At 62.3% G+C, this 16,317-nt stretch carries 17 protein-coding genes; 6 read left to right on the forward strand and 11 right to left on the reverse strand.

Translation table 11 applies throughout. The features are described from left to right. The first annotated feature begins 10 nt into the window (after positions 1 to 10). Positions 11 to 1,501, forward strand: coding sequence for a sodium/proline symporter PutP (gene putP / locus DOM41_RS16795; RefSeq protein WP_110687982.1), 1,491 nt, complete (start codon positions 11 to 13; stop codon positions 1,499 to 1,501). Between the two features lie 75 nt (positions 1,502 to 1,576). On the opposite strand, the gene DOM41_RS16800 is transcribed toward putP, so the two are convergent. Continuing rightward, positions 1,577 to 1,969 carry a GtrA family protein gene (locus DOM41_RS16800; protein ID WP_110687983.1) on the reverse strand — a complete coding sequence of 131 codons (393 nt, stop codon included), beginning with the start codon at positions 1,967 to 1,969 and terminating at the stop codon, positions 1,577 to 1,579. 409 nt (positions 1,970 to 2,378) lie between these two features. On the opposite strand from DOM41_RS16800, the gene DOM41_RS16805 reads away from it, so the two are divergent. Then, on the forward strand, positions 2,379 to 2,933 hold the full coding sequence (locus tag DOM41_RS16805) for an OmpW/AlkL family protein (RefSeq protein ID WP_110687984.1): 555 nt from the start codon (positions 2,379 to 2,381) through the stop codon (positions 2,931 to 2,933). Positions 2,934 to 3,034: 101 nt separating this feature from the next. On the opposite strand, the gene DOM41_RS16810 is transcribed toward DOM41_RS16805, so the two are convergent. Continuing rightward, positions 3,035 to 3,361, reverse strand: a complete 327-nt coding sequence (locus tag DOM41_RS16810; RefSeq protein ID WP_110687985.1) for a YqcC family protein — start codon at positions 3,359 to 3,361, stop codon at positions 3,035 to 3,037. A gap of 215 nt (positions 3,362 to 3,576) precedes the next feature. Here DOM41_RS16810 and DOM41_RS16815 point away from each other — a divergent pair, with 215 nt between their 5' ends. The 4 genes from DOM41_RS16815 to DOM41_RS16830 all read left to right on the forward strand — a co-directional run bounded on the left by DOM41_RS16815 (position 3,577) and on the right by DOM41_RS16830 (position 6,525). Continuing rightward, positions 3,577 to 4,602 carry a DUF3549 family protein gene (locus tag DOM41_RS16815; RefSeq protein WP_110687986.1) on the forward strand — a complete coding sequence of 342 codons (1,026 nt, stop codon included), beginning with the start codon at positions 3,577 to 3,579 and terminating at the stop codon, positions 4,600 to 4,602. A gap of 4 nt (positions 4,603 to 4,606) precedes the next feature. Continuing rightward, complete coding sequence (locus DOM41_RS16820; RefSeq protein ID WP_110687987.1) at positions 4,607 to 5,044, forward strand: ATP-dependent zinc protease family protein; 438 nt, start codon at positions 4,607 to 4,609, stop codon at positions 5,042 to 5,044. A gap of 22 nt (positions 5,045 to 5,066) precedes the next feature. Next, entirely contained in the window at positions 5,067 to 5,975 is a 909-nt protein-coding gene (gene rimK / locus DOM41_RS16825) for a 30S ribosomal protein S6--L-glutamate ligase (RefSeq protein WP_110687988.1), read from the forward strand. 109 nt (positions 5,976 to 6,084) lie between these two features. Continuing rightward, on the forward strand, positions 6,085 to 6,525 hold the full coding sequence (locus DOM41_RS16830; protein ID WP_110687989.1) for a ferritin family protein: 441 nt from the start codon (positions 6,085 to 6,087) through the stop codon (positions 6,523 to 6,525). A gap of 99 nt (positions 6,526 to 6,624) precedes the next feature. Here DOM41_RS16830 and DOM41_RS16835 read toward each other — a convergent pair whose 3' ends face one another. From DOM41_RS16835 to DOM41_RS16875, 9 genes are all read right to left on the reverse strand, one after another. Continuing rightward, positions 6,625 to 7,281 carry a SanA/YdcF family protein gene (locus DOM41_RS16835; protein ID WP_110687990.1) on the reverse strand — a complete coding sequence of 219 codons (657 nt, stop codon included), beginning with the start codon at positions 7,279 to 7,281 and terminating at the stop codon, positions 6,625 to 6,627. Between the two features lie 210 nt (positions 7,282 to 7,491). Beyond that, positions 7,492 to 8,070: a putative Fe-S cluster assembly protein SufT gene (sufT, locus tag DOM41_RS16840; RefSeq protein ID WP_110687991.1), complete on the reverse strand. Its 579-nt coding sequence runs from the start codon at positions 8,068 to 8,070 to the stop codon at positions 7,492 to 7,494. Positions 8,071 to 8,083: 13 nt separating this feature from the next. After that, complete coding sequence (locus tag DOM41_RS16845) at positions 8,084 to 9,325, reverse strand: cysteine desulfurase (RefSeq protein WP_110687992.1); 1,242 nt, start codon at positions 9,323 to 9,325, stop codon at positions 8,084 to 8,086. A 1-nt stretch (position 9,326) separates the two neighbouring features. Continuing rightward, positions 9,327 to 10,664, reverse strand: coding sequence for a Fe-S cluster assembly protein SufD (gene sufD, locus DOM41_RS16850; RefSeq protein ID WP_110687993.1), 1,338 nt, complete (start codon positions 10,662 to 10,664; stop codon positions 9,327 to 9,329). Next, complete coding sequence (gene sufC, locus DOM41_RS16855; protein WP_110687994.1) at positions 10,661 to 11,413, reverse strand: Fe-S cluster assembly ATPase SufC; 753 nt, start codon at positions 11,411 to 11,413, stop codon at positions 10,661 to 10,663. The genes sufD and sufC overlap by 4 nt, the downstream gene beginning before the upstream one ends. Positions 11,414 to 11,496: 83 nt before the next feature. Next, a complete protein-coding gene (gene sufB / locus DOM41_RS16860) occupies positions 11,497 to 12,939 on the reverse strand; it encodes a Fe-S cluster assembly protein SufB (RefSeq protein ID WP_110687995.1) in 1,443 nt (480 codons plus the stop codon). 121 nt (positions 12,940 to 13,060) lie between these two features. After that, complete coding sequence (locus tag DOM41_RS16865; RefSeq protein ID WP_110687996.1) at positions 13,061 to 13,528, reverse strand: SUF system Fe-S cluster assembly regulator; 468 nt, start codon at positions 13,526 to 13,528, stop codon at positions 13,061 to 13,063. A 219-nt stretch (positions 13,529 to 13,747) separates the two neighbouring features. After that, positions 13,748 to 15,040: an adenylosuccinate synthase gene (locus tag DOM41_RS16870; protein WP_110687997.1), complete on the reverse strand. Its 1,293-nt coding sequence runs from the start codon at positions 15,038 to 15,040 to the stop codon at positions 13,748 to 13,750. 85 nt (positions 15,041 to 15,125) lie between these two features. Next, the gene (locus DOM41_RS16875; protein ID WP_110687998.1) at positions 15,126 to 16,307 is read right to left on the reverse strand and encodes an ATP phosphoribosyltransferase regulatory subunit; all 1,182 of its coding nucleotides are present in this window, start codon (positions 16,305 to 16,307) and stop codon (positions 15,126 to 15,128) included. Positions 16,308 to 16,317 lie beyond the last annotated feature (10 nt).

Raw genomic sequence — 16,317 nt, forward strand, 5'->3', positions numbered from 1 at the left:
GAGACGTTTTATGGCTATCGGTGTGTGGATCAGCCTCATCGCTTACTTCGTGCTCATGATAGGCATTGGTGTGTATGCCATGCGCACGTCAACTTCGACTTCCGAGGACTACGTGCTGGGGGGGCGGACCTTAAGTCCCAAAGTTGCCGCATTGTCGGCAGGTGCCTCGGACATGAGCGGCTGGCTGCTATTGGGCTTGCCGGGGGCCATGTTCGTATCAGGCCTGGGATCGGCATGGATTGGCATCGGCCTGTTTGTCGGTGCCTTCTTTAACTGGCTGCTGGTCGCTCCTCGCCTGCGCGAGCAGACGGTGCACTACGGCAACGCCATCACCATTCCAGCCTTTCTGGCTAATCGCTTTCCGACCCAAGCCATGGCGCTGCGCACGGTATCAGCGATCGTCATCGTGATCTTCTTTGCGGTGTATACCGCGTCTGGCCTGGTGGCGGGCGGTAAGCTGTTCGAGAGCGCGTTTGCCGGTGTCGTCAATATCGGCTTCTTAAGCGACTATGGCACCGGTGTTGCCATTACGCTGATCGTGGTGCTTGCCTACACTGTCGTAGGGGGGTTTTTGGCCGTGAGCATGACCGACTTTGTACAGGGCTGCATCATGATGCTGGCACTGGTGATCATGCCGGCGGTCGTACTCTTCGGCGAAGGCGGTGGTGGCTTCTCACAAGCTTCTCAAACGCTCAACGAGGTAGACCCCAACCTGCTGACCTGGACCGATGGCCTCACCTTCATTGGCTGGCTCTCGGCGGTGACCTGGGGCCTGGGTTACTTCGGCCAGCCGCATATCATCGTGCGCTTCATGGCCATCCGCAGTCTCAAGGATGTGCCGACAGCGCGTAACATCGGCATGGGCTGGATGGCCATTTCGCTAATCGGCGCTGTATCCCTGGGGCTTTTCGGCCGCGCCTACGCCATTCGTAACGGCATCGACGTCGAAGATCCTGAAACGATCTTTATTGTCCTGGCCGATCTGCTGTTCCACCCGCTGGTCACCGGCTTTTTGTATGCCGCGCTGCTGGCCGCCGTGATGAGCACCATCTCAAGCCAGCTGCTGGTAGCCTCTTCATCGCTGACCGAGGACCTCTACCGCCTGTTCTTGAACAAACAAGCCTCCGAGAAGCAGACCGTCAGCGTCGGCCGCATCAGCGTAGTGGCAGTCGGCATCGTTGCCGCTATCATCGCGTCCGATCGAGACAGTCAGGTACTGGGGCTGGTCAGTAACGCCTGGGCGGGCTTTGGGGCGGCCTTTGGTCCGCTGATCATTCTGTCGCTGATGTGGTCGCGCACCAATGGTGCCGGCGCCATTGCCGGTATGGTGGTGGGCGCGCTCACCGTCATCCTATGGATCTCCCTCGGATGGAGCGCCAGCTTCCTGGGCGGACCGGGTGTCTACGAAATCATTCCCGGCTTCATCGCCGCCTTGATCGCCATCATCGTGGTGAGCCGAGCGACTGCCGATGCGGGAGAATACAAAGTGATCGAACGTTAACCCCTGGCGCCAGTCGCGCCTGGCCATGCCAGATCGATCTAGGGCTCCCTCGGGAGCCCTTTTTCATGGCTGGACTCAAGCCGGCTGGTCCCGAAACGCCCAAAGCCGGGCGCCGACATAGGTGATGAGCGGCACCGTAAGCGTCGCGATACCGATCGGCCAGAATCCGGAAAGCGACGTGGTGGCCAGCAGCACCGCCAGCACGAGGTTGTTCAACCCAAAACCGAGCACGGCGAGAAGAAAAAACCGCCTTGCGCGACCCCGCGTGCGAAATGTCAGGCGCCGGTGGCCGAAAAGAGAGATCTGGAACGCCACGATGAACCCGCAGCAGTTGACGACAAACTCGGAGAGCGCAGGCAACGCAGCGCTCATGGTCGCGGCTATGATGAGGTGCATGGCGGTCGCGCTGCTGCCGACCAGACCAAACTTGGCGGCGGTCTTGGCTTCCCGCTTGATTCGTCGCCTCATACCGAGCGCGTCCGGTAGCGAGACGGTTGAGGCGCAGCGCAAGGGAGCGGATTGCGCACCGGTGCAAGGCGTACCGGTGCAAGGATAGTGCCGACGTGAGGGGTCCTGAGCATTTTGGAATTATTGGCGTTTCCGATCACGTATTAAGACTCCTGAAGGTGACGCCGGCGCCAAACTAAAGAAAACGTACCACCATTCTTGGCGAATTCGGCAACGGCAAACTACGTTAAGCGTAGCGGCTGGCTCGCGCCATCAAGCCGTGGAAAATATTCTTGCGGCGAGTAAAAGAACGCCGTTTCAAAATTTCCCTAGACTTAATGAACAGCGTTTCCTATCATGGAGACGTTGTCTCATAGAGTGTAAAGGCCGGTAATACGGCTTCATGACGTAGATAAGGGAGTACTTACTCATGACCAAGACCAAACTGTTCTCCGCCATGGCCGTCGCTGGCGCTTGTGCATTCGGTACCCAGGCAGCGTTCGCCTACGGCCAGGGTGACTTCTTCGCCCGTGCCGGCATCGCCAAAGTCGAAACCGACGCGGGTTATGCCGACAGCGACACCGGCGCCTACCTCGGCCTCGGCACCATGGTGCATGACAATGTCGGTATCGAACTGAGCTCCATGACAGAGACTCAGGTTCATGCTGAAGGCGGCACCTTCAAGCAGGTTCCGATCAACCTGATGGCGCAGTACTACCCGCTGGGTGGCACTGATGCACGCGTTCAGCCCTATGCTGGCCTGGGTGTCAACTACACCACGTTCAGCGATGAAAGCAGCGGCCTGGGCAGCATCGACGAATCCTGGGGTGCTGTCGGCCAGCTGGGTGTCGACATGAACATCACTGACAACTTCGGCCTGAACGCATTTGCTCAGTACGCCGACGTGGACGCCGAAATCAACGGCGGCAGCGATCTGGACATCGACCCGCTGACAGTGGGCGCCGGTGCCATGGTTCGCTTCTAAGACTTGAAGCTGAATCGAAAAAACCGGGCCATGGGCCCGGTTTTTTTACGTCTGGACTTCGTATTCTCCCCAGACTGGACGCAAGACGCGCCCTGCTCACTTCACGCCTGGGTCACCGCTCGGTCGACGCGGTCGATCGCTGCGATCACCGTGGGCTTTTCCGCCATCGGTGAGTCCTTGAGATAAACCTCCATCGCCGGCGCCACGTCGCAGTGCTGCGGCAGCGGGGAGTGGGCGTCAAGCAGGGCCTGCAGTCGCGCGATGAAGACGAATCGTAACCACTGCGGCAGTGTCATCGTATCGACGCAAAAGGGCTGCGTGCTCTCGAAATCTGCAGGCGCCGGCTGGGTCTGCGGCCAGAGGTCCGCACGCTTCAGTACGACCTCGAGGTCCTGCAGCGCCGCCTGAACGCTATGGTGGGCAGTCATGAAAACTCCTTACCTATCGTGATGACGCTCGATCGTCGTGATCGAACGCCGGTTGCTAACAGAAACGCTGAAAGAGACTGTGGATAAACTTGGGATAGATCGCGGATCGTGGCGAGAGCGCGACGCTCCCGCGACCTGCTTAAATTTTGAACGCCCTCTATTCTCGTCTAAACCTCGGCGTTACAGTGCCGCCTCGAACACCGAAGGACGAGAACATGAAGACTCTGGCTGACTTTTTCAAACAGACCAACGCGGACGTCGCGATCTTCACACTCGGGCGGCGCGTGCAGAGGCTCTCCCTGGAGACATTCGAGTCCTTCGAGCGAGAGCAAACGCCCTGGCCGCTGCCCTGGAAGGATCAGGCCCAGTTCGCCTGCGCCATTCTGTGGCCCGGCATGGATGACCCGGCGATCTGGTTTCTTGCTCTGCCTCTCGACGAGCAGGCCATGCTCTCCCCCGCTTCCCGGGATGCGTTTCTGGAGCGGCTGCTGCGAACCGCCAGCCCGGTCGCGGAGGGCACCACCTCGGCAGCGGACGAGAGTCAGCCCACGGTCGAGAACCTGATGCAGGACAATCCGCTGGCCTTCGACCCCGAGATTCACCAGCGGGCGCTACTGCATGCCCTGCTCGCCAGGTATTTCGGTCGCCCCGCATCCCCCCATGCCGAACTGGCGCGGCGCTACTTCGCTCAGACGGAAACGGTCAATTGGCAGATGATCGGCCTTCAGGGCCTGGCGGATCTCGTCATCGATCGCGAGACACTCGATGACGTGATATGGCAGCAACGACTGCCCGAACTGCCCCGGGAGGTACTGCTCCCCCTCTGCTATTGCCTCGAGCAGGGTCACGCCAGCGACGCGCTCGTCAAGACGCTGATTTCACAGCTGGATGCCGCCTGGGCCGATGCGGATCTCGAGCGTTACTGCGCGCTGCTGCGTGCCATCGTCGGCAGTGAGTCCTCGCTCGCTAGCGCTTGGCTGGAGCAATGGCTCACCGCTCCCCCCTCGCAGGCCGCCGACTGTCTCGTGGCGGTAGCGGCCCGGGGCTGGCATCACCTGGAACACGAAATTCGCCTCGAACGCTTCCTGGACCGGCTGGCGACCTGTGAAAAACTTAACTTTCGTCGCGTGATTCACGATTTGGCATTGATCCCCCGCCTAAGGTTGCCAATAGTGATGATGTTGCGCCAGGCGCCGACGGATAGCGCAGTAGGACGGCGCGTTACCGAATGGAAGCTGTGATCGAATGAAACCATTGCCCTACCAAGCCAAGGCGATCATCGGGCGGCGCGAGATGGTTTCGTTGCCGGAGCTGGATCTCACTCTCTGCTGCAAGGCGGATACCGGCGCGCGAACCTCAGCCCTGCACGCTGAATCGATCGAGCCTTTCGAGGAGAACGGCCATCCCTGGGTACGCTTCATCACGCGGATCAGCGGTGGCAACACGCCAGCCCACGAATGCCGCGTCGCCCTGCACGACCGTCGCAAGGTGCGAAGCTCGAACGGTCATACCCAATGGCGCTACGTCATTCGCACCCATCTGGTGTTGGGAGGGCTCGATTTCCCGATTGAACTGACGCTGACCGACCGCAGTAACATGCGCCATCCCATGCTGCTGGGTCGTCGCGCCATGCGCCGCCTGCTGGTCGCACCGGGTGCCGCTTTTCTTCACGGCGAACCCTGATTCGTTCACGGAGTCAACCACAATGCATATCGGCATCCTGTCCCGCAATCGCAACCTTTACTCGACGCGACGGTTGATCGAGGCCGCTGAACAGCGCGGCCACACCGTTCGGGTCATCGACACCCTGCGCTGCTACATGAGCATTGCTTCGCACCGCCCCTCTATGCACTACAAGGGACAGGAAGTCGAAGCGTTCGATGCGATCATCCCTCGCATCGGCGCCTCGGTGACGTTCTACGGCTGCGCAGTGCTCCGCCAGTTCGAAATGATGAACACCTATGTGCTCAACGACTCCGTGGCGATTACGCGGTCGCGCGACAAGCTGCGCTCGCTACAGCTACTCTCGCGAAAAGGGTTGGGCCTACCGGTGACCGGTTTCGCCCACTCGCCGGATGACATTCCCGACCTCATCAAAATGGCCAAGGGTGCGCCCCTGGTCATCAAGCTGCTCGAGGGGACGCAGGGCATCGGCGTCGTACTGGCAGAGACGCAGCAGGCCGCAGAATCGGTCATCCAGGCCTTCATGGGCATGAAGGCCAACATCATGGTGCAGGAGTACATCAAGGAAGCGAAAGGTGCCGACATCCGCTGCCTCGTCATCGGCGAGAAGGTCGTGGCGACCATGAAGCGTCAGGCCGCCGAGGGAGAGTTTCGCTCCAACCTGCACCGCGGCGGCACAGCCAGCGTCATCCGCATCACCCCTGAAGAACGCTCGACCGCCGTTCGCGCCGCCAAGGCGATGGGCCTGGGCGTCGCAGGCGTCGACCTGCTGCGCTCGAATCACGGGCCGGTGATCATGGAGGTCAACTCCTCGCCGGGCCTCCAGGGGATCGAATCGGCGACCAGCAAGGATATTGCCGGGCTGATTGTCGCGCATATCGAAAAAAATGCGGCGCAAGCCCAGAAGGCACCCCCCAAACCCAAGGGCTGATGCCTGAGGTGTGACGAATCGCCGGAAAACCTAAAATTTTGTCCTGCCAGGGGTAGTAAAACAGTGTTTCCAGCCGCACAATTCACGTCGCCTCAGGAGGTGGCTACGCATGTTTCTCGACAATCGCCAAGTGGCGATCGACAGCGTACTGGAAGCGCTGGCAGACAGCCTGGATTACTTCCAGGACAATCTCGATCGCCTGCGACCGGCGCTCCGCAATGCACTCAAACCGCATTACGAAGAGCGCGGCGCGGCGATGCGCGAACTGCAGGCGCTGGTGCGAGAGCACCTGGACATGCTGCCCCGTGATGCCGACGTCGAACGCGACGACTATCTCTGGCTGTGGAGCCGTATCAAGAGCTTCGTCGGCAATGACAGTGCGGTGCTGCTGGGCGAACTGCTCGAGCAGGAGCGCGTGCTCATGCAGGCGCTGGGCACCGCCTTCACACACCCCCTTCCCGACGTGCTGGAACCGACGCTCGAGCGCTGCTGGAAGAACTGCCGCGCGCTGATTCGAGAGATCAACAAGGTTCAGCAGCGTCAGCGCTAATGTCAGACGCCTCCCCGGATAGCCTCACTCGACTGTCCTGCTCTCTCACGCCTTCGACGCCGTTACCCGGATACGGGCTCAGCGCCGACGACCTAGCGGTCACGGCGCCAGGCGAATCGGTTCCTGCGGGCCGAGAAAATGGGGCTTTCGCTGCCAGAGATAGAGATCGCCGAAGGTCGCCGCCCTAGCCAGCCACTCCCTCGCCCGCAGCCGCCACTCGCCCTCGACGCCGTCATCGGGCACCGCGCAGCCCGTCGCATCGATGCCCAATGCATCCGCGATGAAAAGCGCACGCGGTAGATGCCATGCCTGTGAAATCAATGCCAGATGGTCTGCGCCGAAGACCTCTCGAGCGCGCACGACGCTATCGAAGGTGCTGAAACCGGCATAGTCGAGCGTCATGTGCGCATCGTCGACGTTACGGTGACGAAGCGACCGCCACATGCTGATCGGCTCATTGTAGTAGCGCGTCCGGTTGTCACCCGATAGCAGCAGGTGCTGAATGCGATCGAGCCGAAGCAGCTCGGCTGCCGTTTCCATCCGCGCGCGATAGTAAGGATTCGGGCCACCCTGGCGCAGCCACTGTGCCGTGCCAAACACCAGACCGACCGGCTCCGAGCGGCAGAGCATTGTCTCATGCTCGATCCGACTCTGGGTCTGCTGCAGGATCCACATATTGACACCGATGATCGCGAGCGCGAGCCCGATGGCCCCGCCAGCCACAGCGACGACAAGCCACTTCAGTAGTCGGCGCATCCCATGCACGACGCGAGGCGGCCTCGATGGGCCGCCTCGCGGTGGGGTATGACAGTGGGACTCGCTACTCGACATGGGGTGATCGATGCCTCAATCCATCTACGCCGGCCCGACATCGACCGAACCGTACGGCTCGACACGGCGATCTTCAAACTCATGCACCGACCGGCCAACAGTCAGCCTTGCGAACGCGGCGACAACCGACGTGCTTTAGAACATCCCGAGCTCTAGGCGCGCCTCTTCCGTCATCATCTCACGGCTCCACGGCGGATCGAAAACAATTTCCACATGGACCTTGGCGAACTGCGGGGCGCCGAGAATCTTGCGTCGGGCATCCTCAGCGATCACATCCCCCATCCCGCAGCCGGGGGCCGTCAGCGTCATACGAATCACCACCATCCGCTCACCGGTGAGCAGGCGGTCGATCCGACAGCCGTAGACGAGACCCAGATCGACGATGTTGACCGGGATTTCGGGGTCGAAGCAGGTCTTGAGCTGGTCCCAGACGAAGGCTTCCATTTCGGCCTCCGTCGCAGCCGGATCGAGCGTTGCCCGCTCCAGCGCCTCCAATCCCAGCGCATCGAAATCGTGCCCCTCGATCAGATAGAGCCGGCCTTCATAGCCAACGCTGACAGAGCTGCCCTTGGCCTGCATGACCGAGACGACGCTATCTTCGTCCAATGTGATCGTCTTGCCAAACGGGATGGAAATGACATCCACCGCCCGCTGTAGCGGCATCTCCTGACCTTTATAGAGGCCCTGGGCCGCCGGATCCTGTGAAGCATTCATGTCGTTCTCCCGTTCAGCGCAGCATGCCCAGCACGTGCTCGAGGGCATCGGCGAACGCGTCGATCTCTTCCGGGGTGTTATACACCGCAAAAGAGGCGCGACAGGTGGCATCGAGGCCGAAATGTGCCAGCACCGGCTGGGCGCAGTGATGGCCGGTCCGAATTGCCACCCCGAGCTGATCGATGAGCAGACCGATGTCCTGGGCGTGCGCGCCGTCGACGACGAACGACGCCACGCTCGCCTTCTCCGGCGCCGTACCGATGATACGCAGACCATCGATGCGCTCGAGTCGCTCGGTCGCGTGTCCAAGCAGCCACTGCTCCCAGGCAGCCAGACGTTCGATGCCGATGGCGTTGACCCAGTCGAGCGCAGCGCCAAGGCCGATCGCCTCGGCGACTGCCGGCGTCCCGGCCTCGAAACGATGCGGAATCCCCGCGAACTCGGTGCCCCGATCGAAGGAGACCCGGGAGATCATTTCGCCACCCCCCTGCCAGGGTGGCATCGACTCCAGGATCGACGCCTTGGCGTAGAGCGCGCCGATACCCAGCGGCCCGTAGACCTTGTGCCCCGAGAACACGTAGAAGTCGGCATCCAGCGACTGCACATCGACCGACTGATGCGGGACTGCCTGGGCGCCATCGATCAGCACCCGCGCGTCGGCAGCGTGCGCCTCGCGGATGATCTCGGCGACCGGATTCACCGTGCCGAGCGCGTTGGAAACGTGATTGACGCAGACCAGCCGCGTACGCTCATTGAGCATCCCGCGGTAGGCCTCGAGATCCAGCACGCCGCGCTCGTCCACCGGGATCACACGAATGACAATGCCCAGCGTGCGTTCGAGCAGCTGCCACGGCACGATATTCGAGTGATGCTCCATCAGCGACACGATCACCTCGTCGCCGGCCGCCAGGTTGGCACGCCCCCAGCTGTTGGCTACCAGGTTGATCGCTTCGGTAGTCCCGCGCGTCATGACGATCTCACGCGCAGACGTGGCGTTGAGGTGTGCCTGGATCTTGGTCCTGGCACCCTCGTAGGCCGCGGTCGCCTCGTCGGCCAGGGTATGCAGGCCGCGATGGATGTTGGCGTTGTAGCGCCGATAGTAGTCGCTGAGACTCTCGATGACTGCCGAGGGCGTCTGGCTGGTTGCCGCGTTGTCGAGGTAGATCAGCGGCTTGCCGTGAACTTCCCGATCCAGGATCGGGAAGTCGGCGCGCACGGCCGCGACATCGAGAGTGAGGTCGGTGAGCGCCGTCATCTCAAGCCTCCTGAACCGCCTCGGCGGTCTCCACCAGGTCGGCCAGGTTGAAGCGCTCCGGCAGGCGACCGGCGACGGCGCGCTCGACCCGCTCGGCAATGGCGTGGAGCTTGACCTGCTCCATGACCTCGCCGGCGAACGCCAACGTCAGCAGCGCCCGCGCCATCGGTTCGTCAATTCCGCGAGCACGCAGACCATAGACCGCTTCTTCGTCGAGCTGGCCCGTCGTTGCCCCGTGGGAGCATTTGACGTCATCGGCGTAGATGACAAGCTCCGGCTTGGTATCGATCTCTGCCCGATCGGACAGCAGCAGGTTGGCGTTATTCTGATACGCCTCGATCTGCTGCGCGTCGCGTTTGACGTAGACCTTGCCGTTGAACACACCGTGGGCACGATCGTCGAGAATGCCCTTGTAGTTCTCATTGGAGAAAGTGCGCGGCGCGTTGTGATTGACCAGCGTGTGGTTGTCCACGTGCTGACGCCCCTGGACGAAGAACAGGCCGTTATAGCCCGTCTCGGCACCCTCGGCGTTGAGATCCGCGACCAGGTCGTTGCGCACCAGCGCGCCGCCCAGACTGAGATTGAACGAGTTGAAACGACTGTCACGCGTCTGGTCGACATGGATGCTGGCAATGTGGAGATCGCTCAGCGAGGCTTCCTGGAGCTTGTAGTGATCGATGATCGCTCCACGCTCCAGCAGCACCTCTGTCACCACGTTGGTGAAGTTGGCCGCCTCTTCCTCACCGAGATAGTGCTCGATGACCGTCGCTTCACTGTTGGCGCCCGCCATGATCAACACCCGCGGGTGACTCATCACCGGCACGTCGTTGGCACGCGAGAGCATCACCAGGGAAATCGGTTTCTCCACGACCGTACCGGGCGCTAGCCGAATGACCGCCCCTTCATCGGCGAACGCCGTGCTCAGCGCCGTAAAGGGCGAAAAGTCGACGCCGGCGAGACGCCCCAACGACCCACCGATCGCCTCGGCATCCTGATCGATAGCCTGCGAAAGCGGCTGGACGCTGGCGCCGGCGGGCAACCCTTCCAGATCGGAGAGCTCGGCATTGAAGCGGCCGTCGACAAACACCAGCTGGTAGGCATCGAGCGCCAGGCGCTGGCTCTCGAACTGATCGCGATCGTAGTCGGCGTGGGTGGCGAGGCCAAAGTCGCCGTCCGCGATGCGTCGCACGTCAGTGTATTTCCACTCTTCATCGCGACGCGTCGGGAACCCGATCGCCTCGAAGCGTGCCGCGCCCGCCTGACGACGCGCCGCGACCCAGCTAGGCTCGTCGCCACGACGCGCGGGAAGACGCTCGAGAAAGCGTTGCGGTGCACTCATGCAGCGGACTCCTCCACGACCCAGTCGTAGCCGCGGGATTCGAGTTCGAGGGCGAGGCTCTTGTCGCCGCTCTTGGCGATGCGACCGTCGACCAGCACGTGGACGCGATCCGGCTCGATGTGATTGAGCAGACGTTGATAGTGCGTCACCAGCAGAATCGCGCGATCGGCGTTGCGCAGCGAGTTGACGCCCTGCGCCACGACCTTCATGGCGTCGATATCGAGACCGGAGTCGATCTCGTCAAGCATCGCGAGTTTCGGCTGAAGCACCAGCATCTGCAGGATCTCGTTGCGCTTTTTCTCGCCGCCGGAGAAGCCTTCGTTGACGGCGCGCTGCAGAAAGCTCGGGTCCATCTTCATCTCGGCGCTCTTCTCACGCACCAGCTTCATGAACTCCGGCGCCGGAATTTCGCCTTCCCCCCGCGCTGCCCGCGCGGCGTTCAACGCCGCCTTGAGCAGATAGATGTTCTTCACACCCGGAATTTCGATGGGATATTGAAAGCCGAGCAGCAGACCGGCACGCGCGCGCTCTTCGATCTCCATCTCGAGCACGTCCCGACCTTCGAACAGGATGCTGCCCTGAGTGACTTCGTAGCCGTCCTTGCCGGCAATAACCGCCGACAGCGTGGACTTGCCGGCCCCGTTCGGACCCATGATGGCGTGAACTTCGCCAGCGTTGACGGTCAGATCGAGACCCTTGAGGATCGCCTTGCCCTCGACCGTGACGTGCAGATTCTTGACTTCGAGCATGTGTAACCCTTCAGACGAACTTGGAACCAGGGGGAGGCGCCGCGGCGCACTCCCGACAGTGACGCGTGACTTCGGCGGTCGCGTCAGCCCACCGAGCCTTCGAGCGTGACGTTGAGCAGCGCTTCGGCCTCGACCGCAAACTCCATCGGCAGCTCCTGGAAGACATCCTTGCAGAAGCCGTTGACGATCATGCTGACCGCGTCCTCTTCATCGATCCCGCGAGCGCGGCAGTAGAAGAGCTGATCATCGGCGATCTTGGAGGTGGTCGCCTCGTGCTCGACGGTCGATGTCGAGTTGCCGATCTCCTGGTACGGAAAGGTGTGCGCACCGCACTGGTCACCGATCAGCAGCGAGTCGCACTGGGTGTAGTTGCGCGCGCCCTTGGCACGAGACCCGACCTTGACCAGACCGCGATACGCCTGGTCACTACGACCGGCGGCAATCCCCTTGGAGATGATCGTCGAGCGGGTGTTCTCGCCGAGGTGAATCATCTTGGTGCCGGTGTCCGCCTGCTGACGGCCATTCGTCACCGCCACGGAGTAGAACTCGCCGACGCTATCCTTGCCGCGCAGCATGCACGAGGGATACTTCCAGGTGATGGCCGAGCCGGTTTCGACCTGCGTCCAGCTGATGCGCGACCGATCCCCGCGGCAGTCGCCCCGCTTGGTCACGAAGTTATAGATGCCGCCCTTGCCATCCTCGTCACCCGGGTACCAGTTCTGCACCGTGGAGTACTTGATGTAGGCGTCTTCCAGCGCGACCAGCTCGACGACCGCGGCGTGGAGCTGATTCTCGTCACGCTGCGGCGCCGTGCAACCCTCGAGGTAGGAGACCTGAGCCCGCTTGTCACAGATGATCAGCGTGCGCTCGAACTGGCCCGTGTTGGCGGCGTTGATGCGGAAGTAGGTGGAGAGCTCCATCGGGCACTTCACGCCTTCCGGGACGTAGACGAAGGAGCCATCGGTAAACACTGCCGAGTTGAGCGCGGCGAAGTAGTTGTCCGACTGCGGCACCACCGTGCCGAGATATTGCTGAACGAGCTCCGGATAGTCGCGGATCGCCTCGGAGATCGAGCAGAAGATGACGCCCGCTTCTCCCAGCTTCTCCTTGAAGGTGGTCGTCACCGAGACGGAGTCGAAGACGGCATCGACGGCGACGCCCGCCAGTGCCGCACGCTCGTGCAGCGGAATGCCCAGCTTCTCGTAGGTCTCGAGCAGCTTGGGATCGACTTCATCGAGGCTCTGCGGGCGATCCTCAGGCTTTTTCGGGGCGCTGAAATAGGAAATCGCCTGATAATCGATCGGCGGATAGTCGAGATGCGCCCAGGAGGGCGTGGTCATCTCGAGCCAGCGGTGGTAGGCCTCGAGACGCCAGTCGAGCATCCATTGGGGCTCACCCTTCTTCTGCGAGATGAAAGCGATGACACTCTCGTCCAGGCCCGGGGGCAAGGTGTCGCTCTCGATGTCGGTCACGAACCCCTGCTTGTACTCGCGACGAACCAACTGCTCCATTTCTTCGCTAGCCATGGTCTCCTCTCCTCTCGTGTCGAGAGTCTTATCGTGGCGGCTCGTGCTTCTGGACCGCAGCGCACCGCCTTATCTCGATCGGTGGCGCCCTCTCCTCGAGGTCACCAACCCTGTGTTTGCATCAGCCTTCGTGCGCGTCGGACAGCGTCACACTCTGTATGGGGGGGTGCACCGGCAGCTTGATCGGCGACGATTGCGCCAGCTGCGCCAGCGTCACCCCATCGAGCAGGGTCCGAATCGCAAGCGAGACCCGCTGCCAGTTGTTGGCCACGCCGCAGACCTCCATCAGATCGCACTCGCCATCGGCGTGACTGCACTCGGTCATGCCGATGGGCCCTTCGATGGCGACGATGATGTCGCTCGCCGAGATGTCGTCCGGCGAACGCGACAACACGTAGCCACCTTGCGCCCCACGCCGAGAGACCACCAAGCCGCCTTTCGCCAACATCTTCAATGTCTTGCCGACAGTGGGATAGGGCAGATTGGCGGTTTCGGCAAGCTCCGAAGCGGTGTGAGCTCGCAACGGGTCCCGAGCGATCTGTGCCATGATCACGGCCGCGTAGTCGGTCAGCTTCGACAGTTTCAACATGCCTCGCTGCCTCGGTCGTTAAGTATCATTGATATAGGACTATTTTAGTCCTGTTTGGCGACGCGTGTGAACCCTATTCGCGGCAAGCCGAGCGACAGGGGGCATCTGATCCATCGGAAGGGCTCAACCCTCATGCCGGGCGACGTGAGGGTGTCGCGCTCACCGGCCGGTAGCCGGCGAGCGCTTCAGGGTCATGCTGTGGAGCGAAACGAACGCGACTCAATCGAACGGATTGCGCAGCACGATCGTTTCGTTGCGATCCGGGCCGGTAGAGATGATATCGATCGGGGTCCCGACCTCTTCTTCGAGGAAGGTGATGTAGGCCTTGGCGTTGGCGGGCAAATCATCGACGCGCTTCACGCCGAGGGTCGACTCGTTCCAGCCGGCCAGCTCGTGATAGACCGGCTCGATCACCTCGTAGCCTTCCGAATCCACGGGATTATCGATGGTCTGGCCATCCTTGCTGCGGTAGCCGACGCAGACACGGATGGTTTCGAGGCCATCGAGCACGTCGAGCTTGGTCAGACAGATGCCGGACACCGAGTTGATCTGTACGGCATGGCGGAGTGCCACGGCGTCGAACCAGCCACAGCGGCGTGCCCGGCCGGTGGTCGCGCCGAACTCGTGGCCTTTTTCCGCCAGATGACGCCCGAACTCATCGAAGAGTTCCGTCGGGAACGGGCCGGAGCCTACCCGTGTGGTGTAAGCCTTGGTGATCCCCAGTACGTAATCCAGGTAGAGCGGACCGACGCCGGAACCGGTCGCGGTGCCGCCGGCCGTCGTGTTGGAGCTGGTCACGTAGGGATAGGTGCCGTGATCGATGTCGAGCAGCGACCCCTGAGCCCCCTCGAAGAGGATGTTCTCGCCGGCTTTGCGGAAGTCATGCACCAGAGAAACGGTATCGCAGACCATCGGCCGCAGCTCTTCGGCGAACGCCATCGCCTGCTCCAGCACCTCCTGGAAATCCACTGCCGGCTCGCCGTGGTAACGCGTCAGCACAAAATTGTGGTAGTCCAGCACTTCCCCCAGTTTGGAGGCAAAGCGTTCACGGTGCAGGATGTCGCCGAGACGCAGCCCGCGGCGCGCGACCTTGTCTTCGTAGGCGGGACCGATACCGCGGCCGGTGGTGCCGATCTTGGCAACACCGCGCGCCTTCTCACGGGCCTGATCGAGGCGCACGTGATAAGGCAGGATCAGCGGGCAGGCTGGCGACAGGCGCAGCCGTTCACGAACCGGCACGCCCTTCGCTTCCAGCGTCTTGATCTCGTCGATCAGTGCTTCTGGCGACAGGACGACCCCGTTGCCGATGACGCAGATCTTGTCGTCGCGCAGCACGCCGGATGGAATCAGGTGAAGAACGGTTTTCTCACCATCGATCACCAGCGTATGACCTGCGTTATGCCCGCCCTGAAAGCGGACCACGGCACTGGCGGATTCGGTCAGGAGATCGACGACCTTGCCCTTGCCCTCGTCTCCCCACTGAGTTCCCAATACGACTACGTTCTTACCCATTGCTTTCGTCTCTCGGTCAGCTCGTCGCGATCCAGCGATCGCGAACAGTACGCTCTGTCGACACCGGCTCGCGCCGGCCACCGACTCAGTTCAGCGGCTCGATCCGCCAGGCGCTATCCCTGAGCGTCAGCTGGCGATTGCAGCGATGCGCCGCCGGGCCTGTCTGCTGGCCGGGCAGTGCTTGAATCACGCGCTCTCCCTGAGCACGCAGCGCCGCGATGGTCTCGATGAGCGCCGCGTCGCCCGACGCCGGCGCCCAGATACCGTCGACGCCGGGTTCGCGCGCCGCCAGCGTCGCCAGCGGCTTGAGATCCATCGAAAAGCCCGTTGCCGGGCGAGGACGGCCAAAATCGCGTCCGGTGTCATCATAGCGCCCGCCCTTGGCGAGCGCCTGACCGTATCCCGGAACGTAGGCGGCGAAAACCATCCCGGTGTGGTACTGGTAGCCGCGAAGCTCGGCCAGATCGAAGTAGACCGATACGCCGGGATGGGCGTCGGTCACTGCCTGGTGTAGCCGAACCAGCTGATCGAGCGAGGCCTTCACGGCGTCCGGGCCATTGGCCAGCGACGTCTGCGCCTGCTCGAGAACCTCCGCCCCGCCGTGCAGGCGCGGCAGCTGGCCTAGCATTCTGGCAAGCTCCGGGTCGCTGACGTGCTCGGCGACGAGCTGATCGACCGCGTTGAACGCCTTGCGCTCGATCGCTTCGAACAGCGCCCGCTCGGCTTCGGCCGGCCAGTTGGCGGCGCGTATCAGCGCGCGATAGATCGTGATGTGGCTTAGCGCCAGATGGATGCGGGTCGCACCGGCAACTTCGAGGCTCGAAAGCGCCAACTTCAGAATCTCGATATCCGCCTCGAGACCCGCGTGGCCGAACAGCTCCACGCCCACCTGCGTCGGGCTGCGCCCGCCCTGATGCTTATCGGCCTGGGCGCGCAGCACCGTGGTGCAGTAGCAAAGCCTAACCGGGCCTTCCCGTTTGAGGGAGTGCGCATCCATCCGCGCGACCTGCGGCGTGACATCGGCGCTGGCGCCCATCATCCGCCCGGTGAGTTGGTCGGTGAGCTTGAAGGTCTGCAGATCAAGGTCGGTACCCGTACCCGTCAGCAGCGAGTCGAGGAACTCCACGGCTGGCGGCATGACCAGGTCGTAGCCCCAGCGGTCGTAGAGATCGAGCAGCGCCCGGCGCAGCTCCTCCATGCGGGTCGCTTGCGGCGGCAGGACTTCGTCCATGCCGTCGGGAAGCAACCAGCGGTCAGCGATCGTCATGAGCCTGTCC

This window comes from Salinicola aestuarinus, from assembly GCF_003206645.1.
Classification (GTDB): domain Bacteria; phylum Pseudomonadota; class Gammaproteobacteria; order Pseudomonadales; family Halomonadaceae; genus Salinicola; species Salinicola aestuarinus.